Origin of the sequence: Pseudomonas sp. PDM20, from assembly GCF_014852575.3 — a bacterium.
In the GTDB taxonomy this organism is placed as follows: domain Bacteria; phylum Pseudomonadota; class Gammaproteobacteria; order Pseudomonadales; family Pseudomonadaceae; genus Pseudomonas.
In genome coordinates, this window is record NZ_CM181224.1 from 6,037,986 (window position 1) to 6,061,079 (window position 23,094).

General features: G+C 66.5%; 21 protein-coding genes. 4 read left to right on the top strand and 17 right to left on the bottom strand.

Annotated elements, in window-relative coordinates:
• Positions 1–26 precede the first annotated feature (26 nt).
• Together IB261_RS27795 and IB261_RS27800 are read right to left on the bottom strand one after the other, a co-directional pair.
• Positions 27–377 (bottom strand): RidA family protein, encoded by a 351-nt coding sequence (locus tag IB261_RS27795; RefSeq protein ID WP_192383676.1) that lies wholly within the window; start codon positions 375–377, stop codon positions 27–29.
• 25 nt (positions 378–402) lie between these two features.
• A complete protein-coding gene (locus tag IB261_RS27800; RefSeq protein ID WP_192383675.1) occupies positions 403–1,647 on the bottom strand; it encodes a D-amino acid dehydrogenase in 1,245 nt (414 codons plus the stop codon).
• Between the two features lie 130 nt (positions 1,648–1,777).
• On the opposite strand from IB261_RS27800, the gene IB261_RS27805 reads away from it, so the two are divergent.
• On the top strand, positions 1,778–2,689 hold the full coding sequence (locus IB261_RS27805; RefSeq protein WP_081515374.1) for a LysR family transcriptional regulator: 912 nt from the start codon (positions 1,778–1,780) through the stop codon (positions 2,687–2,689).
• Positions 2,690–2,819: 130 nt separating this feature from the next.
• The gene (locus IB261_RS27810; protein ID WP_192383674.1) at positions 2,820–3,704 is read left to right on the top strand and encodes a tetratricopeptide repeat protein; all 885 of its coding nucleotides are present in this window, start codon (positions 2,820–2,822) and stop codon (positions 3,702–3,704) included.
• 115 nt (positions 3,705–3,819) lie between these two features.
• Here the strand turns inward: IB261_RS27810 and hutG are convergent, their stop codons facing one another.
• The 9 genes from hutG to IB261_RS27855 form a co-directional block, all read right to left on the bottom strand.
• Positions 3,820–4,623: an N-formylglutamate deformylase gene (gene hutG, locus IB261_RS27815; RefSeq protein WP_192383673.1), complete on the bottom strand. Its 804-nt coding sequence runs from the start codon at positions 4,621–4,623 to the stop codon at positions 3,820–3,822.
• A 131-nt stretch (positions 4,624–4,754) separates the two neighbouring features.
• The gene (hutI, locus tag IB261_RS27820; RefSeq protein WP_192383672.1) at positions 4,755–5,951 is read right to left on the bottom strand and encodes an imidazolonepropionase; all 1,197 of its coding nucleotides are present in this window, start codon (positions 5,949–5,951) and stop codon (positions 4,755–4,757) included.
• The gene (hutH, locus tag IB261_RS27825) at positions 5,948–7,480 is read right to left on the bottom strand and encodes a histidine ammonia-lyase (RefSeq protein ID WP_192225163.1); all 1,533 of its coding nucleotides are present in this window, start codon (positions 7,478–7,480) and stop codon (positions 5,948–5,950) included. The genes hutI and hutH (IB261_RS27825) overlap by 4 nt, the downstream gene beginning before the upstream one ends.
• Positions 7,481–7,529: 49 nt before the next feature.
• Positions 7,530–8,345 (bottom strand): quaternary amine ABC transporter ATP-binding protein, encoded by an 816-nt coding sequence (locus IB261_RS27830; protein ID WP_081515369.1) that lies wholly within the window; start codon positions 8,343–8,345, stop codon positions 7,530–7,532.
• Entirely contained in the window at positions 8,342–9,196 is an 855-nt protein-coding gene (locus IB261_RS27835) for an ABC transporter permease (protein WP_045215843.1), read from the bottom strand. Before IB261_RS27835 ends, IB261_RS27830 begins: the two co-directional genes overlap by 4 nt.
• A 62-nt stretch (positions 9,197–9,258) precedes the next feature.
• On the bottom strand, positions 9,259–10,230 hold the full coding sequence (locus tag IB261_RS27840) for an ABC transporter substrate-binding protein (protein WP_081515368.1): 972 nt from the start codon (positions 10,228–10,230) through the stop codon (positions 9,259–9,261).
• Between the two features lie 79 nt (positions 10,231–10,309).
• Positions 10,310–11,722, bottom strand: a complete 1,413-nt coding sequence (locus tag IB261_RS27845) for a purine-cytosine permease family protein (RefSeq protein WP_192225161.1) — start codon at positions 11,720–11,722, stop codon at positions 10,310–10,312.
• 168 nt (positions 11,723–11,890) lie between these two features.
• Positions 11,891–13,558, bottom strand: coding sequence for a urocanate hydratase (hutU, locus tag IB261_RS27850; RefSeq protein ID WP_192383671.1), 1,668 nt, complete (start codon positions 13,556–13,558; stop codon positions 11,891–11,893).
• Between the two features lie 385 nt (positions 13,559–13,943).
• On the bottom strand, positions 13,944–14,957 hold the full coding sequence (locus IB261_RS27855) for an ABC transporter substrate-binding protein (RefSeq protein ID WP_192383670.1): 1,014 nt from the start codon (positions 14,955–14,957) through the stop codon (positions 13,944–13,946).
• Positions 14,958–15,192: 235 nt separating this feature from the next.
• On the opposite strand from IB261_RS27855, the gene hutH (IB261_RS27860) reads away from it, so the two are divergent.
• Positions 15,193–16,722 carry a histidine ammonia-lyase gene (gene hutH, locus IB261_RS27860; protein ID WP_192383669.1) on the top strand — a complete coding sequence of 510 codons (1,530 nt, stop codon included), beginning with the start codon at positions 15,193–15,195 and terminating at the stop codon, positions 16,720–16,722.
• Between the two features lie 540 nt (positions 16,723–17,262).
• Here the strand turns inward: hutH (IB261_RS27860) and IB261_RS27865 are convergent.
• Positions 17,263–17,853, bottom strand: coding sequence for a HutD/Ves family protein (locus tag IB261_RS27865; protein ID WP_192383668.1), 591 nt, complete (start codon positions 17,851–17,853; stop codon positions 17,263–17,265).
• Entirely contained in the window at positions 17,850–18,560 is a 711-nt protein-coding gene (hutC, locus tag IB261_RS27870) for a histidine utilization transcriptional repressor HutC (protein ID WP_192383844.1), read from the bottom strand. The genes IB261_RS27865 and hutC overlap by 4 nt, the downstream gene beginning before the upstream one ends.
• Before the next feature lie 235 nt (positions 18,561–18,795).
• On the opposite strand from hutC, the gene IB261_RS27875 reads away from it, so the two are divergent.
• Positions 18,796–20,160: a formimidoylglutamate deiminase gene (locus tag IB261_RS27875; RefSeq protein ID WP_192383667.1), complete on the top strand. Its 1,365-nt coding sequence runs from the start codon at positions 18,796–18,798 to the stop codon at positions 20,158–20,160.
• A gap of 158 nt (positions 20,161–20,318) precedes the next feature.
• Here IB261_RS27875 and IB261_RS27880 read toward each other — a convergent pair whose 3' ends face one another.
• The 4 genes from IB261_RS27880 to IB261_RS27895 all read right to left on the bottom strand — a co-directional run bounded on the left by IB261_RS27880 (position 20,319) and on the right by IB261_RS27895 (position 22,866).
• Positions 20,319–20,882, bottom strand: coding sequence for a lipocalin family protein (locus IB261_RS27880; protein WP_192225157.1), 564 nt, complete (start codon positions 20,880–20,882; stop codon positions 20,319–20,321).
• 37 nt (positions 20,883–20,919) lie between these two features.
• Positions 20,920–21,174 carry an outer membrane protein assembly factor BamE domain-containing protein gene (gene bamE, locus IB261_RS27885; RefSeq protein ID WP_081515360.1) on the bottom strand — a complete coding sequence of 85 codons (255 nt, stop codon included), beginning with the start codon at positions 21,172–21,174 and terminating at the stop codon, positions 20,920–20,922.
• A 73-nt stretch (positions 21,175–21,247) separates the two neighbouring features.
• On the bottom strand, positions 21,248–21,853 hold the full coding sequence (locus IB261_RS27890; RefSeq protein ID WP_192383666.1) for a DUF924 family protein: 606 nt from the start codon (positions 21,851–21,853) through the stop codon (positions 21,248–21,250).
• Positions 21,853–22,866, bottom strand: coding sequence for a class 1 fructose-bisphosphatase (locus tag IB261_RS27895; protein WP_081515358.1), 1,014 nt, complete (start codon positions 22,864–22,866; stop codon positions 21,853–21,855). The genes IB261_RS27890 and IB261_RS27895 overlap by 1 nt, the downstream gene beginning before the upstream one ends.
• Between the last annotated feature and the right edge of the window lie 228 nt (positions 22,867–23,094).

The window sequence follows — 23,094 nt, forward strand, 5'->3', positions numbered from 1 at the left end:
TCCCTCTTGTTGTTGTGAGTCGTAGTTCAAGGGCGCGCGGCGATCACCGTGATTTCCACCAGCACCGACGGCCGCGCCAGCAGCGCCTGCACCGTGGTGCGGGTCGGCGCGCAGCCTTCGGGCAGCCAGGCGGACCAGATGCCGTTCATGGCTTCGAAGTCCGCGGCGATGTCCTTCAGGTAAATGGTCGCGCTGAGGATGTTCGCCTTCCCGGTGCCGGCTTCAGCCAGTAGTGCGTCGATCTTCGCCAGCACCTCGCGGGTCTGGTCCTGGATATCGGTGGCCTGACCGGGCACCTGCCCGGAGAGGAAAACCAGCGAGCCGAAGACCATAGCGCCGGATAGGCGGTCGTTGGTGGCGATGCGTGTGAGTTGCATGGTGGGTCTCCTAAATCCGATGGAATCAGCCGGCCAGCCGTTCGGGGGTCAGGCCGCTGGTGTCGATGGCGGGTTTGCTCCCACTGATCTGCGCGGCGATCAGCTGTGCGCTGCCGCAGGCCAAGGTAAAACCGAGAGCGCCGTGACCGAGGTTGAGCCACAGGCCGCGCGGCCCGCAGGCGCCCACCAGCGGCACGCCAGTGGGTGTGGCCGGGCGCATGCCGGCCCATTCGATAGCGGCGCCGTAATCGCAGGCGTCTGGCAGGGTATCCGCCGCCTGCTGGCGGATCAGCGCCAGCCGCTTGGGCTCCAGGCTCGGGTCGAAGCCGACGATGTCGACCATGGCGGCAATGCGCAGGCGCTCGCCGATGCGCGCGTAGACCACCTTGCGGTCGTAGTCGGTCAGGCTCACGTCCGGCGCGTGATCATTGGCGCGGATCGGCGCGGTCAGGCTGTAGCCCTTCAGCGGATAGAGCGGCAGACGCGGCCCGCGCGGCAGCAGTGCTGCGCTGCGGTAGCCGGCGGCGAGCACGACGTGATCGGCCTTGAAGCTCTGCCCGCCCGCCTCCACCCCGACCACCGCGCCATTGCACAGAATCAGCCGGGATGCCGGATGGCCATAGAGGATGCGGCAGCGCCCGGAAGCCTGAAGGCGCTCCGCCAGCCGCTGGCAGAACAGGAAGCAGTCGGCAACCTCCTCGTCCGGCGTATGGATGCCACCGACGAAGGGCGCGCGCTCCAGCGCCGGGTCCAGCTCGCGGCATTGCTGCGCCGAGAGGACGAATTGTTCGGCAGGGTCGGACAGGTTCTGCCTCGCACTGAGGAAGCTGCCTTCATCGCGGAAGGCCACCAGCTTGCCGTTGCGCCGCCAGTCGAAGCCGTCCAGCCCATCCTCGCGCCACTGCGCCAATGTAGCCTGGCTGAACAGCGCAAGACGCAGAAGGTGTTTGGCGTTGGCCTGGTTCACCGAGCGCCGGCAGGCGGCGGTGAACTCCAGCAGCCAGCGCCATTGCGCCGGGTCCAGGCGTGGGCGCAGGCGCAGCGGCGAGTCCCCGCGCAGCAGCCAGCCCAGCGCCTGCTGCGGCACGCCGGCATCGGCCAGCGGCGCGACATAGCGGTAGGACAGCTGGCCGCCGTTGGCGAAGCTGGTTTCCAGCCCGGCCTGATCCCGCGCCTCCAGCACGGTGACGTCGAAGCCTTCGAGGACCAGCGCCTGGGCCGTGGCCAGCCCGACCACGCCCGCGCCGATGATGCAAACCCGCTGTGCCATTGCCGTCTCACTGCCCATCCAAACCTGGCCTCGACCTTAGGCGCGGGTGACAGGCGGCGAACAATGAATAAATATGGGTAACCCATAAACCAGGGTTATACCCTGGCGAATCCGCCTACGGAGGCAAGCCATGCGCCTGCGCCATATCGAAGTGTTCCAGGCCATCCGCGAGACCGGCTCGGTCAGCGGCGCCGCGCAATTGCTGCACGTCTCGCAGCCGGCGGTGACCAAGGTGCTGCAGCATGCCGAGCAGCAGTTGGGCTTCCCGCTCTTTCTCCGTGTTCGCGGCAAGTTGCAGGCGACACCCGAGGCGCTGGAGCTGGAGCGCGAAGTGGCCAAGGTCAGCGAAAGCCTGCAGGGCGTGCGGCGCCTCGCGCAGAGCCTGCGCGGCCAGCCGGAAAACCGCCTGCGCGTGGGCGCCACGCCGGCGATGGCGCTATCGCTGCTGCCGCCAGTGATTCGCGAATGGACCGACCGCTACCCGCAGAGCAGCTGCGAACTGGCGACCCAGCACTCCCGCGAGCTGGTGCAGAACCTGCTGATGCGCGAACTCGACCTCGCCCTCACCCTGCAGCAGACCGACCACCCCGGCCTGCGCTCGCAGCCCATCGCCAGCGGCCCGCTGGTCGCCCTGGCGCCGCGCGGCCACTGGCCGGCGGAGCACCTCGGCCAGCCCCTGACACTGAACGAACTGGCCGGCGAACCGATGATCGGGCTGTCCACTTCCGACCCGCTGTCCGCCCGCCTGGAAAGCCATCTGGCCAACGTCGAACCGCCACCGCGCGTGCGCATCGCGGTGCAGACCTATGCGTTGGCAAGAACACTGGTGGAAGCCGGCACCGGACTGGCGCTGGTCGACCCCTTTACCGCCCTGGGTGCAGACGAGCGCCTGACAGTGCAGCGAACCTTGTCACCCACCGTAAAGGTGACGCTCTATGCCCTGACCCGCGCCGACGAAACCCCGCCGCACACCCAGGCGCTGCTGCTGGAAATGCTGGTGCGGCATGCCGAGAAGCAACTGGCGCAGCACCGCTTCGAATAGTTTTCCCGGCAGTGCGGGCAAGCAGACCAGGCGGATCAACATCCTTGGTTTAAAGTGGCGCCCCATCTGCGCCCGTCTTCACTCATGGGCGTTTCAGGACACCGTTGAACCGGAATCGACAAGGAAAGCCATGTCTCGCGAGCAAGCCGACGCACTGCACCAACAAGCCATGAACCTGGACGACCAGGGCGATAGCGATGCGGCCCTGGCGCTGTATCTCCAGGCCATCGAGCTCGCACCGGAGAAGTCGGAAACCCACTACAACATCGGCCTGATCTACAAATACCGCGGCGACTGGCCGGCTTCGCAGCGCTACAACCAGCAGGCCGTCGACCTGACGCCGGGCGATGAAGCGGCCAACTGGAACCTCGCCATCGCCGCCACGGCGCTGCGCGACTGGAGCTGCGCGCGGGCCGTGTGGAACCGGCTCGGGATCGCCATCGAGCTGGGTGACCAGCCCATCGAGGCCGACTTCGGCATGACCCCGGTGCGCCTGAATGCCGACGAGAGTGCCGAGGTCGTATGGGCACAGCGCATCGACCCGGTGCGCGCCAGCCTGCTGAATATCCCCTACCCGGATTCAGGCTTCCGCCATGGCGACATCGTCCTGCACGACGGCGCCGCGGTCGGCTACCGCGAAAACCAGGGCCGCGAATATCCGGTGTTCAACGTCCTCGAGCTGTTCACCGCCTCCCCGCACAGCACCTACGAAATCGACCTCCGCCTCGGCTCGCCGGAAGACCTCGACGAGCTGCAGCAACACCTGGATGAGCTGGAGATCGCCAACGAATCCTGGTCGAAGAACGTGCGCGTGCTGTGCCGCCAATGCTCGGAAGGCCACCCGCACGAGCAGCACGATCACGAGCTGGAGGAAGAGGAAAGCTGGCAGCAGGAGCAGTTGCTCGCCGTCGCGACCAGCGACGAAGCCCAGCTGCGCGCGATCCTGGCCGACTGGGCGAACGATCAGCGGTGCGTCGAGCACATCGAATGCACGCTGGAAGGTGTGCGTTCCTGAAGCGATGTTGCGAATGAAAAGACAGCCCCCTGCCGCACCAGGGAAGCGCCGCCGGGATGCGTGGTCCGACGGCGCCGCGCCGACAGTCCCGGCGCGGCAGGAAGCTGCGTAAAACTCAGCGGCCGTAGCGCTCGCGGCCCCAGGCGATGAAGGTTTCCAGCAGGCGCCGGAGCACCTGGGCGGTCGGTGCGGCGAGGTCTTCGCGGTAGCCGAAGGGCGCGCGCTCATCCATGTAGTTGCACTGCGCGAGCTCCAGTTGCACCGCGTGCACGTTGTCCTGCGGCTGGCCGTACTGGCGGGTGATGTGCCCGCCCTTGAAGCGGCCGTTGAGGATGTGCCGGTAGGCCGGAGCATCGGCGCACACCGCGACCAGTCGCTCGGCCAGTTCCGCGTCGCAGCTCGCGCCGCTGTTGGTGCCGATGTTGAAGTCCGGCAGCTTGCCGTCGAACAGGTGCGGGATCACCGAGGCAATTGAGTGGGCGTCCCACAGCAGCGCGTAGCCGAATTCGGCCTTCAGGCGCGCTAGCTCCCCGGCCAGGGTGCGGTGGTAGGGCGTCCAGACTTCGGCGAGGTAGCGCGCGCGCTCTTCGGGCGACGGCGTCCGGCCGTCCTTGAACAGCGGGCGGCCGTCGAACAAGGTATCCGGGTAGAGGCCGGTGGTGGCGGTGCTGTACAGCGGTTTGTCGTCGGCCGGGCGGTTGAGGTCGATGACGTAGCGCGAGTAGCCGGCAGCCAGGGTGCTGGCGCCCAGTTCGTCGGCGAAGGCATAGAGCTGCGGGATGTGCCAGTCGGTGTCGGCCAGCTCGCGGGCTTCATCTACCAGGCCGTTTTCCACGGCCGGGGTCAGGCGGGTGCCGGGGTGCGGCATGCTGATCAGCAGCGGTACGCGACCGCGTTTGAATTCGAGAACGTTGTCCATGGGCTATCTCCAATACGGGCGAGATGTACGCATTGCGTGTAGGAGCGAGGGGGACGCCATCGTTATTGCTCGCGAACCGAGCTCCGCAGCGGGGCTGTTCGCGAGCAATCTCGCTCCTACGAAGAGCAGACTCACAGCTCTTCGCCGTGACGAATGACACGCTTGGGCAGGTCACCGCCGAGCCAGTAGGCGAGTTCGGCGGGGCGCTGGATGTCCCAGGCGATGAAGTCGGCGACCTTGCCCGCTTCCAGGCTGCCGTGGCTGCCGGCCATGCCCAGTGCGCGCGCGGCGTTGAGGGTGACGCCGGCCAGCGCTTCTTCCGGGGTCAGGCGGAAGGCGGTGCAGGCCATGTTCAGCATCAGGCGCAGGGACAGCGCGGGCGAGGTGCCGGGGTTGAGATCGCTGGCAATGGCGATGTGCACGCCGTGCTTGCGCAGGGCATCCATCGGCGGCAGCTGGGTTTCGCGCAGGACGAAGAAGGCCCCCGGTAGCAGCACGGCGACGGTGCCGGCCTCGGCCATGGCGATGGCGTCGCTCTCGTCCATGAATTCCAGGTGGTCGGCGGACAGCGCGCCATAGCGCGCAGCGAGGCTGGAGCCATGCAGCGAGGACAGTTGCTCGGCATGCAGCTTCACCGGCAAGCCCAGGCGCTGGGCTGCCTGGAATACCCGCTCGACCTGCGCCGGGGAGAACGCCAGGTGCTCGCAGAAGGCGTCTACCGCGTCCACCAGCCCCTCTTCGGCCAGCGCCGGGAGGATGTGATTGCAGACCTGCTCGATGTACTCGTCAGCGCGGCCGGCGTATTCCGGCGGCAAGGCGTGGGCGGACAGGCAGGTGGTGCGCACCGTCACCGGCAGCTCCTGCTCCAAGCGACGGGCAACCCGCAGCATGCGCTGCTCGCTGTCCAGGTCCAGGCCGTAGCCGGATTTCACTTCCAGCACGGTCACGCCATCGGCCAGCAGCGGGCGGGCGCGCTTGATGGCGCTGGCCAGCAGTTCGTCCTCGCTGGCTTCGCGGGTGGCGCGCACGGTACTGGCGATACCGCCGCCGACTGCGGCGATCTCGGCATAGCTGACACCGTTCAGGCGCTGCTCGAACTCGCCGCTGCGGTCACCGCCGAACACCAGGTGGGTATGGCAGTCGATGAAGCCGGGCGTGACCCAGGCGCCGCCCAGGTCGGTGCTCTGGATGGGGCGTTCGGGCAGTTCGGCGCGCGGGCCGATCCAGATGATGCGCTCGCCCTCGGTGATGATCGCGGCGTCCTCGATGATCGAGTAACGGCCGTCCTTCATGGTCGCTGCGTGGCAGTGCTGCCAGAGGTGCTTCATTGCAGTCTCCCGATGCTCGCGCCGACGCTGTGCAGCGCCGCCGGGTTGGCCAGCAGCTCGGCGGCGCGGGCGATGTCCGGCGCCAGCCAGCGATCGCTGTCATAGGCCGGCACCTGCTCGCGCAGCAGGCTCCAGGCGCAGTCGGTGCCGCTGCCGAAGCGCTGCGGCTTGAGGAATTCGAAGGCCTGGGCGGCCAGCAGGTATTCGATGGCGAGGATGCGCCGGCTGTTGTCCAGGGCGCGGCCGAGCTTGAGCGCGGCGCTGGTGCCCAGGCTCAGGTGGTCTTCCTGCAGGCCGGAGGTGACGAAGTTGTCCACCACCGCCGGCTGCGCCAGCTGGCGGTTCTCGCCGGCCAGCGAGGCGGCGACGTACTGCACGATCATCATCCCCGAGTTGACCCCCGGCTGGCTGACCAGGAAGGCCGGCAGGCCGCTGACCAGCGGGTTGATCAGGCGGTCCAGGCGTCGCTCGGAGACCCCGCCCAGCTCGGCCACGGCGATTGCCAGCAGGTCGGCGGCCATGGCCACGGATTCGCCGTGGGGGTTGGCCTGGGACACCACCCGGTAGTCGTCCGGCGTACCCAGCACCAGCGGGTTGTCGGTGGCGGAATTGAGTTCGGTCTCGATCTGTTTCGCCGCATGCTCCAACTGGTCGCGGCAGGCGCCGTGGATCTGCGGCATGGAGCGAATGCTCAGGGCGTCCTGCGTGCGGATACCCTTGCTGCTCGCGATCACTTCGCTGCCCTCGAGCAGCGCGCGCAGGTTGGCGCCGACCTTCTGCATGCCCGGATGCGGCTTGAGCGCGATGATCTCGGCATCGAACGCGTCGATCTGCCCGCGCAGGGCTTCGAAGCTCATGGCGCCGATCACGTCGGCCCACTGCGCGAGGCGGTTTGCCTCGTCGAGGGCGAGGCAGCTCAGGCCGGTCATGCAGGGTGTGCCGTTGACCAGGCAGAGCCCGTCCTTGGCGCCCAGCTGCACCGGCTCCAGGCCTTCGGCGGCCAGCGCCTGGAAGGCCGGAACCACTTCGCCGCGATAGCTCACTTCACCGATCCCGAGCAGCGCCACGCCGACATGGGCCATGTGGGTCAGGTAGCCCACCGAGCCCTGTGCCGGTACGCGCGGGGTGATGCCGTGGTTGAGCAGCGCCAGCAGTGCTTCCACCACGCGACGGTGCAGGCCGGATTTGCCATGGCTGTAGTTGGCGATGGCGGCGGCGATGATCGCGCGGGTCTGTTCGTCCTTGAGCGGCTCGCCCACGCCGCATGCATGGCTGAGCAAGGTGTTGCGCGACAGCTGCGCCAGTTGCTCGCCCTGCAGCACCACGTTGCACAGCGCACCCAGGCCGGTGCTGATGCCATAGGCCCGCTCGCCCCGGCTGACGATGCTCTCGACGATGCCGTGGGCGTTGTCGATGCGCGCCCAGGCGGCCGTCGACAGTTGCAGGTGCGCGCCCTGGCGGGCCACCTCGACCAGGTCCTGCCAGCGCAGCGGGCCGTTGCCGAAGGTGATGGTGGAAGAGGACGACATGCGGAACTCCTGTAGGCGGGGAAGCCCCCTTCCCCGCCGGCGAATGGTGTTACAGCGCGGCGACGCGGCGCTGGACGAAGCGGTCGACGTACTCGTCGGCGGGCTTGTGCAGGATGTCGGCGGGCGCGCCCACCTGGATCAGCTGGCCGTCCTTGAGGATGGCGATCCGGTTGCCGATACGCACGGCTTCATCGAGGTCGTGGGTGATGAAGACGATGGTCTTGTGCAGGGTCTTCTGCAGCTCCAGCAGCTGGTCCTGCATATCCGCGCGGATCAGCGGGTCGAGGGCGCTGAAGGCTTCGTCCATGAGGATGATGTCGGTGTCCGCGGCCAGTGCGCGGGCCAGGCCGACGCGCTGGCGCATGCCGCCGGAAAGCTGGTGCGGGTAGGACTTCTCGTAGCCCTTCAGGCCCACGGTGGCGATCCAGTGCAGCGCGCGCTCCTGGCACAGCGCCTTGCTCTCGCCACGGATCTTCAGGCCGTAGGCGACGTTGTCGAGCACGCTCTTGTGCGGCAGCAGACCGAAGCTCTGGAACACCATGCTGATCTTGCGCCGGCGGAAGTTCTCCAGCGCGGCCGAGTCATAGGCGAGCACATCCTCGCCATCTACCAGGATCTGCCCGCTGGTGGGGTCGATCAGGCGGTTGAAGTGGCGCACCAGGGTCGACTTGCCGGAGCCGGACAGGCCCATGATGACGAAGATTTCCCCGGCCTCGATGGACAGCGAGAGGTCGTTGACGCCGACCACGCAATCGGTGGCGGCGAGCACCTCGGCCTTGCTCTTGCCCTGGCGGATCATCGCCAGCGCCGCATCGGCCTTGGCGCCGAAGATCTTGTAGACGTTCTTGACCTGGATCTTGCTCATTTGCTGGCCTCATGGTGGCGCGAGCGGCCGTAAGCCTGGGTGATGCGGTCGATGACCACGGCGAGGATGACGATGGCCAGACCCGCTTCGAGCCCCTTGCCGACGTTGAGCGTCTGGATGCCCACCAGCACGTCCTCGCCCAGCCCGCGGGCCCCGATCATCGAGGCGATGACCACCATCGACAGGGCCATCATGGTGGTCTGGTTGATGCCGGCCATGATGCTCGGCAGCGCCAGCGGCAGCTGCACGCCGAACAGTTGCTGGCGGCGGTTGGCGCCGAAGGCGGTGATGGCTTCCATCACCTCGCGGTCGACCTGGCGAATCCCCAGGTCGGTGAGGCGGATCAGCGGCGGAGCGGCGTAGATCACGGTGGCGAAGATCGCCGGCACCTTGCCCAGGCCGAACAGCATCAGCACCGGGATCAGGTACACGAAGCTGGGCATGGTCTGCATGATGTCCAACATCGGCAGCAGCACCGCGCGGAAGCGGTCGCTGCGGGCAGCGACGATGCCCAGCGGGATGCCGATCAGCACCGAGATGATAGTTGCCACCATCATCAGCGCGAGGGTCTGCATCAGCTTGTCCCACAGGCCTACGGCGCCTACCAGGAACAGCAGGCCGACGATGACCACGGTCGGCAGGATGCGCCGGGTGGCGTGCCAGGCGATGCCGGCGACGATGGCCAGCATCAGCCACCAGGGAGTGGCCCGCAGCACGCTCTCCAGGTTGACGATGGCCCACAGCAGGGTGTCGGAGATGTGGCGGAACACGTCGCCGTAGTTGGTAACCAGGGCATCGACCCAACCGTTGACCCAGTCGGCGATGGAGAAAGTGAAGCGTTCGGGAAACATGGCACGTACTCGTCAGGAGTGGGCATCACCGGGGAAGCAGAGCCTCCCCGGATTCGGCAGCGTCAGAGCGCGGCCTGGACCTTCTTCGCAGCGTCCTCGCTGACCCAGGTGGTCCACACCTCCGGGTGCTCCTTGAGGAAGGCCTTGGCCAGTTGCTCGGAGGAGAGTTTCTCCTTGGCCATCTTCGCCAGGTTCTGGTTCAGCAGGTCGATGGGCAGGTTGACCTTCTCCAGCACCGCCACCAGTTCCGGGGCCTGATCGTGGAAGGCCTTGGACAGGCCGACCTGGATCTTCACGTCCTTGTTCACGCCCGGCTCGTCCAGCTTCACCAGGTCGGCCTGGCCCATCAGCGGCGTCGGCGACCAGTAGTAGAAGAGGATAGGCTCCTTGCGCTTGTAGCTCGACAGCACGGCGGCATCCAGGGCCGGGCCGGTGCCGGGGCGGAAGTTGGTGTACTTGTCCTCGAGGCCGTACTTCTTCAGCATCTCGGAGTTTTCCAGCTCGCAGGTCCAGCCGGCCGGGCAGTTGTAGAAGCGGCCCTTGCCCGGCTCTTCCGGGTCGCGGAAGACTTCGGAGTACTGCGCAAGGTCGGTCACGGCCTTCAGGTTCGGCGCCTTGGCTTCGATGTTTCGCGCCTTGTCGCCCTCGATCACGAAGCGCGGTACGTACCAGCCCTCGGTGGCGCCGACGATGGGCGCGCCCACGCCGACCACCTTGTTAGCGGCGGCGGCCTTGTTCCAGGCGTCGCTGCGGCCGATCCATTCCTCACTGAATATCTGGATGTCGTTGTTCGCCAGCGCCTGCTCCATGGTGATGGAGTTGCCCGGCAGGCTGTCGGTTTCGCAGCCGTAGCCGTTCTTCAGGATGATCTGCATGAGGTCGGTGAGCAGCATGCCGCTCTCCCAGTTCAGCCCGGCGAACTTCACCGGCTTGCCACTCTCGCACCAGCCGGCGGCCTGGGCCGACGCCAGGGTGCCGCCCAGCAGTCCGGCGGACAGGAACAGGCCCAGCAGCGTCTTCTTGGTGTTGTTCATCTGATGCTCCTAAACGTGAATGAGGTTGGGCAGTGCAAGGGCCGCGCGTGCTTGTGGCCGCGCGGCCGGGCCGGTCTGTTCAGGTGCGGGCCGGCAGGATCAGCCGGTCCGGTACTGCCCGCGTGATGCGGCGGGCGACCAGGTAATAGAGAACGGCCGGAACCACGAGGCCGATGATCCAGGAGATATCCACGCCACCCAGGGCATCCACCAGCGGGCCGGTGTAGAACTTGGTGGAGATGAAGGGCAGCTGCACCAGCACGCCGATCACGTAGACGCTGATGCCGGGGATGTTCCAGCGGCCGTAGCGGCCATCGGGATCAGCCAGCGCCGGCACGTCGTAGTGCTCGCGGGTGATGCAGTAGTAGTCGACCAGGTTGACCGCGCTCCACGGGGTGAAGAAGGCCAGCAGGAAGAGGATGAAGGACTTGAAGGCGCCGAGGAACGAATGCTGGCCGAGCAGCGCGATCAGGGTCGCGGCGCCGACGATCAGCAGGACGAATACCAGGCGCTGCACGCGGCTCACTTCCAGGTGGCCACGGAAGCCGCTGATCACCGTGGCGATGCACATGAAGCTGCCGTAGGAGTTCAGCGTCGAGATGGTGATCTTGCCGAAGGCGATGCTGAAATACAGCAGCGCGGCGACGGCGCCACTGCCGCTCAGGCCGACGATGTAGGCCACTTCATGGCCGGCGAACTGGCCGTTGGCCCCGGCCGCGGCGAACACGCCGAAGATCATCGCCACCTGCGCGCCGATCACTGAGCCTGCGCCCACGGCGAGGAAGGTCTTCACCGAGGAAGTCTTGCTCGGCAGGTAGCGCGAGTAGTCGGCGACATAGGGGCCGAAGGCGATCTGCCAGGACGCCGCCAAGGACACCGCGAGCAGGAAGCTGCTCCAGCTGAAATGACGAATCTGCAGCAGCGCGCTGACGTCGGTCTGGTTCACCAGGCGGCTGAACAGGTAGATGAAGGCTATCACCCCGATGACGCTGGCGATGCGGCCGATCACGTGGATCACCCGGTAGCCGAGCACGGTCACCAGCACGATCACGCTGGCGAACATCAGGATGCCGACGCTGTCGCTGACGCCGAACAGCTGGCCCAGCGCCTGGCCGGACAGCACCGTGCCGGTGGCGGTGAAGCCCAGGTACATCAGGCACACCAGCACGATCGGAATGGCCGCGCCGTAGACGCCGAACTGCACGCGGCTGGAGATCATCTGCGGCAGGCCGAGCTTCGGCCCTTGCGCGGCATGCAGCGCCATCACGCCGCCGCCCAGCAGCTGGCCGATGAGCAGGCCGATCAGCGACCAGAACACATCGCCGCCCAGCACCACGGCCAGGGCGCCGGTGACGATGGCGGTGATCTGCAGGTTGGCACCCAGCCACAGGGTGAACTGGCTGTAGAGCTTGCCGTGGCGCTCGGCCTCGGGGATGTAGTTGATCGAACGCACTTCGATCAGGGGTTTGGAGCTATCACTGGCCTGGGACATCGTTATTGTTCTCCCGAAGGGATTTATTGTCTGTCGATGTACTGCTGCTTCACGGACCGGGCCGCCGCACGACACCGTGCGGCGGCCCTCTCCCTGGTCCTGAATTTCTGCTACCGAATTACCGGTCCGTAGGGCGCATAACGCGCCAGCGTTATCCGCCCCACGCGATTACTTGCCGGTGATCATCGGCAGGTTCAGGCCCTGCTCCTTCGCGCAGTCGATGGCGATCTGGTAGCCGGCGTCGGCATGGCGCATCACGCCGGTGCCTGGGTCGTTGGTCAGGACGCGGGCGATGCGCGCCGCCGCTTCGTCGGTGCCGTCGCAGACGATCACCATGCCCGAGTGCTGGGAGAAGCCCATGCCCACGCCGCCGCCGTGGTGCAGCGAAACCCAGGTGGCGCCGCTGGCGGTGTTCAGCAGGGCGTTGAGCAGCGGCCAGTCGGACACGGCGTCGGAGCCATCCTGCATGGCCTCGGTTTCACGGTTCGGGCTGGACACCGAGCCGGAGTCGAGGTGGTCGCGGCCGATCACGATCGGCGCTTTCAGCTCGCCGCTGCGGACCATTTCGTTGAACGCCAGGCCGAGCTTGGCGCGCTGACCCAGGCCGACCCAGCAGATGCGTGCCGGCAGGCCCTGGAAGCTGATGCGCTCGCGGGCCATGTCCAGCCAGCGGTGCAGGTGGGCGTCGTCCGGGATCAGCTCCTTCACCTTGGCGTCGGTCTTGTAGATGTCCTCGGCGTCGCCCGACAGCGCGGCCCAGCGGAACGGACCGACGCCACGGCAGAACAGCGGGCGGATGTAGGCCGGGACGAAGCCGGGGAAGTCGAAGGCGTTGTCCACGCCCTCTTCCTTGGCCATCTGGCGGATGTTGTTGCCGTAGTCGAAGGTCGGGATGCCCTGCTTCTGGAACTCCAGCATGGCTTTGACGTGCACGGCCATGGACTGCTTGGCGGCTTTCACCACGGCTGCCGGGTCGGTCTGAGCGCGGTCGCGGTACTGTTCCCAGGTCCAGCCGGCGGGCAGGTAGCCGTTGAGCGGGTCGTGGGCGGAAGTCTGGTCGGTGACCATGTCCGGACGCACGCCGCGCTTGAGCAGTTCCGGGAGGATTTCCGCAGCGTTGCCCAGCAGGGCGATGGAGATGGCCTTGCCTTCGGCGGTGTACTGGGCGATGCGCGCCAAGGCATCGTCGAGGTCCTTGGCCTGCTCGTCGACGTAGCGGCTGGCGAGGCGGAAATCGATGCGGCTCTGCTGACACTCGATGTTCAGCGAGCAGGCGCCGGCCAGGGTCGCGGCCAGCGGCTGGGCGCCGCCCATGCCGCCCAGGCCTGCGGTGAGCACCCAGCGGCCCTTGAGGTTGCCGTCGTAGTGCTGACGGCCGGCCTCGACGAAGGTTTCGTAGGTGCCCTGGACGATGCCCTGGCTGCCGATGTAGATCCACGAGCCGGCGGTCATCTGGCCGTACATCGCCAGGCCCTTGGCATCGAGTTCGTTGAAGTGTTCCCAGTTGGCCCAGTGCGGCACCAGGTTGGAGTTGGCGATCAGCACGCGCGGGGCGTTGGCGTGGGTCTTGAAGACGCCGACCGGCTTGCCCGATTGCACCAGCAGGGTCTCGTCTTCATTCAGCTCCTTCAGGGTCGCGACGATCTTGTCGTAGCACTCCCAGTTGCGCGCGGCGCGGCCGATGCCGCCGTACACCACCAGTTCCTTCGGGTTCTCGGCAACTTCCGGGTCGAGGTTGTTCATCAGCATGCGCAGCGGCGCTTCGGTCAGCCAGCTCTTGGCGTTCAGTTGGGTGCCGCGCGGGGCACGGATTTCGACGTCGCGGAATTTGGTCACGGAAGGCTCCTTCGCTTTGCTCGGGTCGTTGGCCGTGGGGGCGGCCTGGCAGTTCGTGAGACGGTGTCGAGGGGTCGCCACCATCATGTCTATGCTTGTATGTACAAGTATAAGCAAAGCGAGGGCCAACCTTGGCTGGCGGGGTATTCCGGCAGCTGAAAAAATTGATTAAATTATTGATATATAAGGATTAAAACAGAAAATCAGTAACTCGGCAGCGGCTGACAGCAACCGCTGTCCTTCAGACAATTGCACCAGAAGCAGGCTTCGCTGCACCGTTTCGTTGCGTTCGGTAACACCGCTCGCTACCAAGGGACACAGGTTGTATAGACAAGCTATGTCCGAGCAGGAAATGCAAGTCGGCAGCGAACCGCATACTGCCGCGCTACTTCAACGCCGCATCGATCCGCGTCGCCGCCTCCGCCGTCACCCACTTCGACCAAAGCTCCCGGTGCTCGCGGAAGAACTTCGCCCGCACGTCCGCCACGTCCCGGTGGTGCTCGGCCATGTCCGCCAGCAGCGCGTTGAACAGCGGCAACGGCAGCTCGACCTTCTCGAACACCTGCACCAGCGCCGGCGCCTTGTCATGGAAGTCGCGGGACACGCCGATGCTGATCTTCGCCGGCAGCGAGCGCGAGCCCTTCGGGTTGGGATCGTTGGCGTCGGTCAGGGTCTTCCACGCTGCCTCGTCGAACGGCGGCTCCTCCAGCTGCACCAGCTTGAAGCGCCCCAGCAGCGGCGTCGGTGCCCAGTAATAGAAGAGCACCGGCTTGCCCTGGGCGATGGCCGAGCTGATCGCCGCATCCAGCGCAGGACCGGCGCCGGTGCGGAAGTTCACGAAGCTGTCCGTGAGCCCGTAGGCCTTGAGCTTCTGCGTGTTGACGATCTCGCAGGTCCAGCCGGTGGGGCAGTTGTAGAAGCGACCCTTGTCCGGCTCCTCGTCATCCTTGAACAGCACCTTGTACCTAGGCAGGTCGCTGACGGACTTCAGCTCCGGCGCGGAGGCCTTGATGCCCCGCTTCGCGTCGCCGTGCACCACGTAATCCGGCACCCACCAGCCCTCATTCGCGCCCTTCACCGTCTCGCCCACGGAGAACACCTGGCCGGCCTTCTCCGCCTGCTGCCAGACGGTGCTGCGCCCGGCCCATTGCTCGCCGGTGACCTGGATGTCGTTCTGCTTCAGCGCGTTCTCCATGGTTACGGTGTTACCCGGCACGGCGTCGGTCTGACAGCCGTAGCCCTTCTCCAGGATGAAGCGCAACACGTCGGTGGTGAACATGCCGCTTTCCCAGTTCAGCCCGGCGAACACCACAGGCTTCGGGTAGGGGCAGGCGGCGAAGGTCTGCGCGCACAGGCCCAGGGCCAGCAGCAGCGCGAACAGGCAACGGGGGGTGGACATGGGCGTCTCCGGGCGCGTTGGTGTCCCATTGGGTTTAGCCGCCGATCCGCGTTTTGCCCACGACCATCGGACTGGAAATGCCACCGGCGGTGACATTCACTCCCTCCATGCACCACCGCACGCCAGGGTGAAATACCGAACCACGCGCCCCTGCGTGCCATGGCATAGCGATTGCTATACCTGTATATACAGGAACGATCCACGGTAACACTTTCACCGAACCCAGGATGCTGACATGTCCGAAACCCTGCTCCTGACGCCCGGCCAGTTCGACCTCGACCAGCTGCGCGCCATCTACCAGCACCAACCCGACCTGCAGCTCGCGGACCATTGCCGCGAAGCCATCCTGCGCAGCGCGCAGACGGTCAGCCAGATCATCGCCGACCAGCGCACCGTCTACGGCATCAACACCGGCTTCGGCCTGCTGGCCCGCACCTCCATCGCCGAGGACCAGCTCGCCACCCTGCAGCGCAACCTGATCCTCTCCCACTGCACCGGCACCGGCCCGCTGCTGGACGACGCCAGCGTGGCGCTGATCATGGCGCTGAAGATCGGCTCCCTGGCGCGCGGCTTCTCCGGCGTCGGCCTGCCGGTGATCGAGACACTGCTCAAGCTGTACCAGGCGCGGGTCTACCCGTGCATCCCGTCGCAAGGCTCGGTGGGTGCCTCGGGCGACCTCGCGCCGCTGGCGCACATGTCCTCGACCCTGCTGGGCGTCGGCCAGGTGCGCCATGAAGGGCGCATCCTCGAAGCCACCGAAGGCCTCGCCATCGCCGGCGCCGAGCCGCTGGTGCTGGGGCCCAAGGAAGGCCTGGCGCTGATCAACGGCACCCAGGTTTCCACCGCGCTGGCCCTGCGCGGGTTGTTCGCGGCGGAGAAGCTGTTCATCTCGGCCGTGGTCGCCGGCAGCCTGACGGTGGAAGCGCTGAAGGGCTCGTTCGTGCCCTTCGATGCGCGCATCCAGGAAGTACGCGGCCAGCCGGGGCAGATCGCGGTCGCCGCACTGTACCGCGAGCTGCTGCACGACAGCCCGATCAACCACTCGCACATCGACTGCAAGCGCGTGCAGGACCCGTACTCGCTGCGCTGCCAACCTCAGGTGATGGGCGCGTGCCTGGATCACCTGCGCTTCGCCGCTGGCGTTTTCCTGCGCGAGGCCAATGCCGTTTCCGACAACCCACTGGTATTCAGCGCTGACGGCGATGTTCTGTCAGGCGGTAACTTCCACGCCGAGCCGGTGGCCATGGCCTCCGACGTGCTGGCGCTGGCGATCTCGGAGATCGGCGCGCTGTCCGAGCGGCGCATCGCCCAACTGGTGGACCCGGCGATGTCCGGGCTGCCGGCCTTCCTGGTCAAGGAAGGCGGGCTGAACTCCGGCTTCATGATCGCCCAGGTCACCTCGGCGGCCCTGGCCTCGGAAAACAAGACCTGGGCCCACCCGGCCTCGGTGGACAGCCTGCCGACCTCGGCGAACCAGGAAGACCACGTCTCCATGGCCACCTTCGCCGCCCGCCGCCTGCAGGACATGGCCGGCAACAGCGCCGGCGTGGTCGCTATCGAATTGCTCGCCGCCGCGCAAGGCGTGGATTTCCACGCGCCGCTGCAGAGTTCTCCACAACTGCAGGAAGTGCGCACGCTGATCCGCAGCCAGGTGCCGCACTACGAGCAGGACCGCTACTTCGCCCCGGATATCGCCGCGGCGCGGGCGTGGGTGGAGGATGGAGTGATGAGTCGCTGGATCGATTATTCGCGGCTGTACGGCTGACGAGATGTTCGATGGCGTTTTACGCCATCGCGGGCATGGCCCGCTCCTACACGGGAACACCGTGCCATGCGGTTCGCGAGCAAGCTCGCTCCTACGAAGAGCCAGCTGTGAAGACTTCCAGAGAAATGTCCAAGCACTCCGAACGGCCCCGTTCAGGAGGCCTCGTTGAAGCGGAGTTTCATGGGTTGAGCGGCATGGATGCCGCGAGAGCTGCGATGGGCCAGGGACGGCCCTTCGCAGCGTGCCCCTGAAACTTCGCTTCAACGAGGGAATTTTTCGCCTAAGCGAAAAACCGGATGTCCGGGGCAAGACCTTTTGGTTCCTTTTGGGGCGTTTGCCAAAAGGGACTCGCCCGAGGGGGCGAAACAAGGAGTCCGCGCGTACGCCGAAGCGGCGCCGGAATGCCCAAGTCAAAGCAGTGCCGTAGGGCGGGTGGAGCGGAGCGATACCCATGCGGATTGCCGCGCTGTGATTAATGGGTATCGCTTCGCTCCACACATCCTGCAAATGCAAAGGGCGCCTCCCGGCGCCCTTTTCTGTTCAGCGTGCATCGAGTTCAATCACGCAGATATCCGCACTCCCCACCACCGTCAACCGCCACTCGCGCAACGAACCGTCGCCCTCGGCGATCAATGTGTCATGCAGCCCTAGCACACCACTGGCCGCACCGTTCAGGCTGGCATGGATGCCCTCGCCAGCACTGAACAGCAGCACGGTCGAAGCGCTGCTGAAGAAGTGCGCCGAGCCATCCAGCTTCAGCCATTGCAGGCGCGCACGGTAGCGAGCCGGCGAATAGATCAGGTTGAAGTCGCGGATCGCGCCGCCCAACAGCGTGCAATCCACCGCACTGGCGCCATCGAAGGCAAAGGCATCGAGCGCACGCAGATCGCGCGAATCGACGCCATCCACGTTCAGACGCATACCCTCGCCTTCCAGCACGCTGATGACGCGCCGGTAGCCGGTGAACGCGGAGAACGGGCCCGGTGCGCCGACGTCGGCGATGGACACGCGCCAGCCGAAACCTTCCAGGCCGTCGCCGGCGTCGCGGACGATCTCGCGGGTAGTGCCCGCGCCGTTCTTCCAGGGCATTGCCGGATAGTCGGCGGCGCGCAGCAACTTGGTTGCGATCATGAACTGAAACGTCCTTCCAGGCGGTAGCGCGAGCCCGGATACAGCAGGCGCGCACTGGTGACGGTATTGCGCCCCGACCAGGTGCGCCGGCGGATCAGCAGGCACGGCTCATGGCGGTCGACGGACAGCAGCTTGCATTCCTCCGGGCTGGGCAGCACCGCCTCGACCACATGCTCGCCCTCGCTCAGCGGCGCCACTTGTGTGAGGTAGGCGAACGGCGTCTGCCCGGTGAAATCCTGCTTCATGTAGTCCGGCGCCACGGCCGCGTTGACGTAGCGGTCCTCGATCTGCACCGGGATGTCGTTCTCGTAGTGCACGATGATCGAGTGGAAGATGCGCTGCCCTTCGCGTACGTCCAGCGCCAGCGCGCGCTCGGCGGTGGCCAGTTCTTCGATCAGGCTGACTACCACGCAATGGTGCTTGTGGCCGCGGGCGGTGATTTCCTCGGCGATGTTCTGCACCTGGAACAGCGCCGACTGGCCCTTGGGTTCGGCGACGAAAGTTCCGACGCCCTGCATGCGCACCAGCAGGCCATCGGCGGTCAGCTCGCGCAGCGCGCGGTTGATGGTCATCCGGCTGACGCTCAGCTCCTCGACCAGCTCCGCCTCGGACGGCACGCGGTGGTGCGGCGGCCAGGTGCCGGACTGGATCTGCTGGACGATCAGCTGCTTGACGCGGGCATACAGCGGCGCGGGAATTTCCCCCATCTGCGCGGCGAGCGACGAACCCTCGGCGGGCGGGGTAGGCGTGGGCGATGCGGGCACGGGGAACTCCTTGTCTGGGCGACGGCGCGAAGCGACTGTGGTCTGACTCCGGCATGTACCGGATTCGACCGGTGCATACAAGTCCTGTGACGACCGCCGGGTGCCTTGCAGTTTACGGCCCCGGCAAACGTCTGTATATGTATATACAAATTCCAAGAAGCTCGCGAGGACCCCGCGCATGTCCGTCCTGTTCGCCGAATCCGCCCTGCTGCCCTCCGGCTGGGCGCGCAATGTCCGCCTTGAGATCGATGCCGACGGCCTGTTCACCGCGATCACCCCGGACGCCAGTGCAGAGGGCGCCGAACGGGTTGCCGGGCCGCTGCTGGCAGGCATGCCGAACCTGCATTCGCATGCCTTCCAGCGCGCCATGGCGGGCCTGGCGGAAGTCGCCGGCAACCCCAACGACAGCTTCTGGACCTGGCGCGACCTGATGTATCGCCTGGTCGGCCGCCTGTCGCCCGAGCAGGTCGGCGTCATCGCCCGCCAGCTGTATATCGAGATGCTCAAGGCCGGCTACACCGGCGTCGCCGAATTCCACTACGTGCACCATGACGTCGACGGCAAGTCCTACGCCAACCCGGCGGAACTGGCCCTGCGTGTCAGCCAGGCGGCGACGGACGCCGGCATCGGCCTGACCCTGCTGCCGGTGCTCTACTCCCACGCCGGCTTCGGCGGTCAGGCGCCCAGCGAAGGCCAGCGCCGCTTCATCAACAGCACCGAAAACTACCTGCAACTGATCGACGGCCTGCGCGCCCACCTGGCGACGCAGCCGCAGCAGGGCCTCGGCCTGTGCTTCCACTCCCTGCGCGCAGTGACGCCGCAGCAGATCGCCGAGGTGCTCGGCGCCGATTCCAGCGGTTGCCCGGTGCACATCCACATCGCCGAGCAGCAGAAGGAAGTCGACGACTGCCTGGCCTGGAGCGGCCGTCGTCCATTGCAATGGCTGTACGAGAACGTCGAGGTGGATGAGCGCTGGTGCCTGGTCCACGCCACCCACGCCGAAGCCGACGAAGTGACCGCCATGGCCCGCAGCGGCGCGGTCGCCGGCCTCTGCCTGACCACCGAGGCGAACCTGGGTGACGGCATCTTCCCGGCGGTGGATTACCTCGCCCAGCACGGCCGCTTCGGCATCGGCTCGGACAGCCACGTATCGCTCAGCGTGGTCGAGGAACTGCGCTGGCTGGAATACGGCCAGCGCCTGCGCGACCAGCGCCGCAACCGCCTCTACGGGCAGGACCAGCCGATGGTCGGCCGCACCCTGTTCGATGCAGCGCTGGCCGGCGGCGCCCAGGCCCTCGGCCAACCCACCGGCGGACTGGCGGTGGGCAAGCGCGCCGACCTGCTGGTGCTGGACGGCGGCGACCCGTACCTGCAGACCGCCCGTGGCGACGCCATCCTCAACCGCTGGCTGTTCGCTGGCGGCGATCGCCAGGTGCGCGACGTGATGGTGGCCGGGCAGTGGCGCGTGCGCGGTGGCCGGCATGCCCTCGAAGAGCAGAGCGCCCACGATTTCGCGGACGTCCTCCGCGAGCTGCTGGGCTGATCCAAACGCCTTTGCAGGATGGCGTGGAGCGCTGCGATACCCATCGATAGCCCTGGCTAGACAGCATGGGTATCGCTCCGCTCCATCCTACGTCGAGGCACACGGTGAGATTCGGGAAATGCCGGCCATGAAAAAACGCCCCTCGGGGCGTTTTTTCGTCAGGGCGCGGTGGAGGTCTCCCCCGCCCGCCAGATCAGGTCGTCGGTCTGGTAACCGCGCTCGTGAGCCAGCTCCAGCAGCTTCATGCGGGTGGCGTCCGGCACCACCGGCTGGCGCGAGAGCAGCCAGAGGTATTCGCGGTTGGGGTTGCCGACCAGCGCGGTCTGGTAGTCGTCGTCGACATAGAGCACCCAATAATCACCCTTGGCGAGGCCGGGGAAGATCCGCGAGAAGGTGTTGTCGAAGCGCACCCAGAGCTTGTCGGTGCGGCCCGGCACCTGCGCCTCGGCGCGGCCGGCGGCCTGGTCCCATTCGCCGTCCCTGGTCAGGCAGCGGTTGGTTACGGCGATGCTGGCATCGTCCTGCAGGCGGTAGTGGGCTTCGGACTGCGCACACTGGCGCTGGAAGAACATCGGCTTGCGCGCCAGCTCGTACCAGGTGCCCTCGTAGCGCTTGAGGTCGACCTGCACGGTCTGCGGTGGCTGCTGGGTGGAGCCCGCGCAGCCACTCAGGGCGGCGAGGCAGGCCAGCCAGGTGAGGGATCGAGGGGTGTATCGACGCATTCTCTCCTCCTTGGCCGCCTGCCCTGCCCGGGCGCTCTTATTTCAAACCCTGGGCGGAGAACAGCAGCACTTTGTCGCCGGCGTACTGGATGCTGATGAAGGCCTTGTCGTCACCCCAGGTGCAGCTGGAAACGCCCAGGGCGCCGGAGCATTCGGTGGGCTTGCCGAGCAGGCTTTCCACTTCAGCCTTGGCCATGCCGGTTTTGATCTTGGAATAGTTCTCCTGGTTCACTTTGCTGCAAGCGGCCAGGACGACACAGAACGCGACGAGCGCGAGGCGGCGGAAGGACATCGACAACTCCATTGTTTTGGGGGGAGGCCAACAAGCTTGGCACAGGGCGACCGGTTCGGCCGCCGGGTTGGAGTCAGAAACGTGAGCCAGGTTCCGTGAGGAACGAAGCTTCTTCAGCCGTGGAGTCGCGGCCGAGAATGGCGTTGCGGTGGGGGAAGCGGCCGAAGCGCTCGATTACCACCTGATGCTTGCGTGCGTAGGCGAGGTAGCCGGCGAACAGCACCTTCTCGCTCTCGCTGGATTCGCCCTGCAGGGCTTCATACAGATGCACTGCCTCGTTCTGGCTGGCCAGGTCCTCGGCGTGCTCCAGCACGATGTAGACAAACACTCGCTCGATGCGCGGCAGCTGGCGGTCGAAACCGGCCTGCAGGCCCTGGCGCACCAGTTGCTGGGCGCGAGCGTCGCCGGCGTAGGCACGCGGAGAATCGCGGAAGACCATGCGCGGCAGCTGGTCCAGCAGCAGGATCAGCGCCAGCCAGCTCTGCGGCTCGCGCTCCCACTCCTGCAGCCCGCCGTCCAGGGCCTGGCGCACCAGGCCGCCGAAACGGTTTTCCGAGTCCACGTCCTGGCAGCCGCTCTTGCCGAACCACAGCGCGTTGCGCTGGGCGGCGACCTCATTGGCATCCAGCGCAGTGCCGAACCACCAGTCGAGCAGGGTCTGCCAGGGCGCGGTGCTCATCAGCCTTCCAGGTGGTAGGCGGTGGCGCGCTCGACTTCTTCCTTCGAGCCCAGGAACACCGCAACACGCTGGTGCAGGCTATCGGGCTGGATGTCGAGGATGCGCTGGCGGCCGTTGGTGGCGGCGCCGCCGGCCTGCTCGATGATGAAGGACATCGGGTTGGCTTCGTACATCAGGCGCAGCTTGCCGGGCTTCTCCGGCTCGCGGGAATCGCGCGGGTACATGAACACGCCGCCGCGGGTCAGGATGCGGTGCACGTCGGCCACCATGGAGGCGATCCAGCGCATGTTGTAGTTCTTGCCCAGCGGGCCTTCCTTGCCGGCCAGCAGCTCGTCGACGTAGCGCTTCACCGGGGCTTCCCAGTGGCGCTGGTTGGACATGTTGATGGCGAATTCGGCGGTGCTGGTGGGCACGGTGATGTTGTCGTGGGTCATCACGAAGCTGCCCAGCTCGCGGTCCAGGGTGAAGCCTTTCACGCCGTTGCCCAGGGTCAGGATCAGCATGGTCTGCGGGCCGTAGATGGCGTAGCCGGCGGCGACCTGGGTGGTGCCCGGCTGGAGGAAGGCTTCCTCGCGCAGGCTGTCGTTCTGGCTCAGGTACTCCTGCGGGCAGCGCAGCACGGAGAAGATGGTACCGACCGAGACGTTGACGTCGATGTTGGAGGAGCCGTCCAGCGGGTCGAAGACCAGCAGGTAGGCGCCTTTCGGGTACTTGCCCGGAATCTGGTAGGGGTGGTCCATTTCCTCGGAGGCCATGCCGGCCAGGTTACCGGCCCACTCGTTGGCTTCCAGGAGGATTTCGTTGGACAGCACGTCCAGCTTCTTCTGCACCTCGCCCTGCACGTTCTCGGTTTCCATGCTGCCGAGCACGCCACCCAGCGCACCCTTGGACACGGCGTGGCTGATCTCCTTGCACGCGCGGGCCACCACTTCCACGAGGTGACGCAGGTCGGCCGGGGTGTTGTGACTGCGGGTCTGCTCGATCAGATAGCGGCTCAGGGTAACGCGGGACATGGAAGACTCCAGGGGAGAAGATGGAAAAAATCAGGGCGCATTCTAGCGTGGAAACGACCGCGATGCCTCCTTGCGCAGAGGCTCGCCGAATGCTTGGAGCCCGCTGCGCACGGGCAGTTCCCCAAAGGCGATCGGCCCGCGACCTTCGGCCGCGCGGCGAGCGGTGCACTGGAAAGTAAGCGGGGTGACGGCCGCAACCGCCCGTCACCCCGCGACGCTCGGATCAGA

Excerpts from the sequence above, each read along its gene's own strand:
- IB261_RS27795 (WP_192383676.1), bottom strand. The coding sequence starts at position 377 with ATGCAACTCACACGCATCGCCACCAACGACCGCCTATCCGGCGCTATG.
- IB261_RS27800 (WP_192383675.1), bottom strand. The coding sequence starts at position 1,647 with ATGGCACAGCGGGTTTGCATCATCGGCGCGGGCGTGGTCGGGCTGGCC.
- IB261_RS27805 (WP_081515374.1), top strand. The coding sequence starts at position 1,778 with ATGCGCCTGCGCCATATCGAAGTGTTCCAGGCCATCCGCGAGACCGGC.
- IB261_RS27810 (WP_192383674.1), top strand. The coding sequence starts at position 2,820 with ATGTCTCGCGAGCAAGCCGACGCACTGCACCAACAAGCCATGAACCTG.
- hutG (WP_192383673.1), bottom strand. The coding sequence starts at position 4,623 with ATGGACAACGTTCTCGAATTCAAACGCGGTCGCGTACCGCTGCTGATC.
- hutI (WP_192383672.1), bottom strand. The coding sequence starts at position 5,951 with ATGAAGCACCTCTGGCAGCACTGCCACGCAGCGACCATGAAGGACGGC.
- hutH (WP_192225163.1), bottom strand. The coding sequence starts at position 7,480 with ATGTCGTCCTCTTCCACCATCACCTTCGGCAACGGCCCGCTGCGCTGG.
- IB261_RS27830 (WP_081515369.1), bottom strand. The coding sequence starts at position 8,345 with ATGAGCAAGATCCAGGTCAAGAACGTCTACAAGATCTTCGGCGCCAAG.
- IB261_RS27835 (WP_045215843.1), bottom strand. The coding sequence starts at position 9,196 with ATGTTTCCCGAACGCTTCACTTTCTCCATCGCCGACTGGGTCAACGGT.
- IB261_RS27840 (WP_081515368.1), bottom strand. The coding sequence starts at position 10,230 with ATGAACAACACCAAGAAGACGCTGCTGGGCCTGTTCCTGTCCGCCGGA.
- IB261_RS27845 (WP_192225161.1), bottom strand. The coding sequence starts at position 11,722 with ATGTCCCAGGCCAGTGATAGCTCCAAACCCCTGATCGAAGTGCGTTCG.
- IB261_RS27855 (WP_192383670.1), bottom strand. The coding sequence starts at position 14,957 with ATGTCCACCCCCCGTTGCCTGTTCGCGCTGCTGCTGGCCCTGGGCCTG.
- hutH (WP_192383669.1), top strand. The coding sequence starts at position 15,193 with ATGTCCGAAACCCTGCTCCTGACGCCCGGCCAGTTCGACCTCGACCAG.
- IB261_RS27865 (WP_192383668.1), bottom strand. The coding sequence starts at position 17,853 with ATGATCGCAACCAAGTTGCTGCGCGCCGCCGACTATCCGGCAATGCCC.
- hutC (WP_192383844.1), bottom strand. The coding sequence starts at position 18,560 with ATGGGGGAAATTCCCGCGCCGCTGTATGCCCGCGTCAAGCAGCTGATC.
- IB261_RS27875 (WP_192383667.1), top strand. The coding sequence starts at position 18,796 with ATGTCCGTCCTGTTCGCCGAATCCGCCCTGCTGCCCTCCGGCTGGGCG.
- IB261_RS27880 (WP_192225157.1), bottom strand. The coding sequence starts at position 20,882 with ATGCGTCGATACACCCCTCGATCCCTCACCTGGCTGGCCTGCCTCGCC.
- bamE (WP_081515360.1), bottom strand. The coding sequence starts at position 21,174 with ATGTCCTTCCGCCGCCTCGCGCTCGTCGCGTTCTGTGTCGTCCTGGCC.
- IB261_RS27890 (WP_192383666.1), bottom strand. The coding sequence starts at position 21,853 with ATGAGCACCGCGCCCTGGCAGACCCTGCTCGACTGGTGGTTCGGCACT.
- IB261_RS27895 (WP_081515358.1), bottom strand. The coding sequence starts at position 22,866 with ATGTCCCGCGTTACCCTGAGCCGCTATCTGATCGAGCAGACCCGCAGT.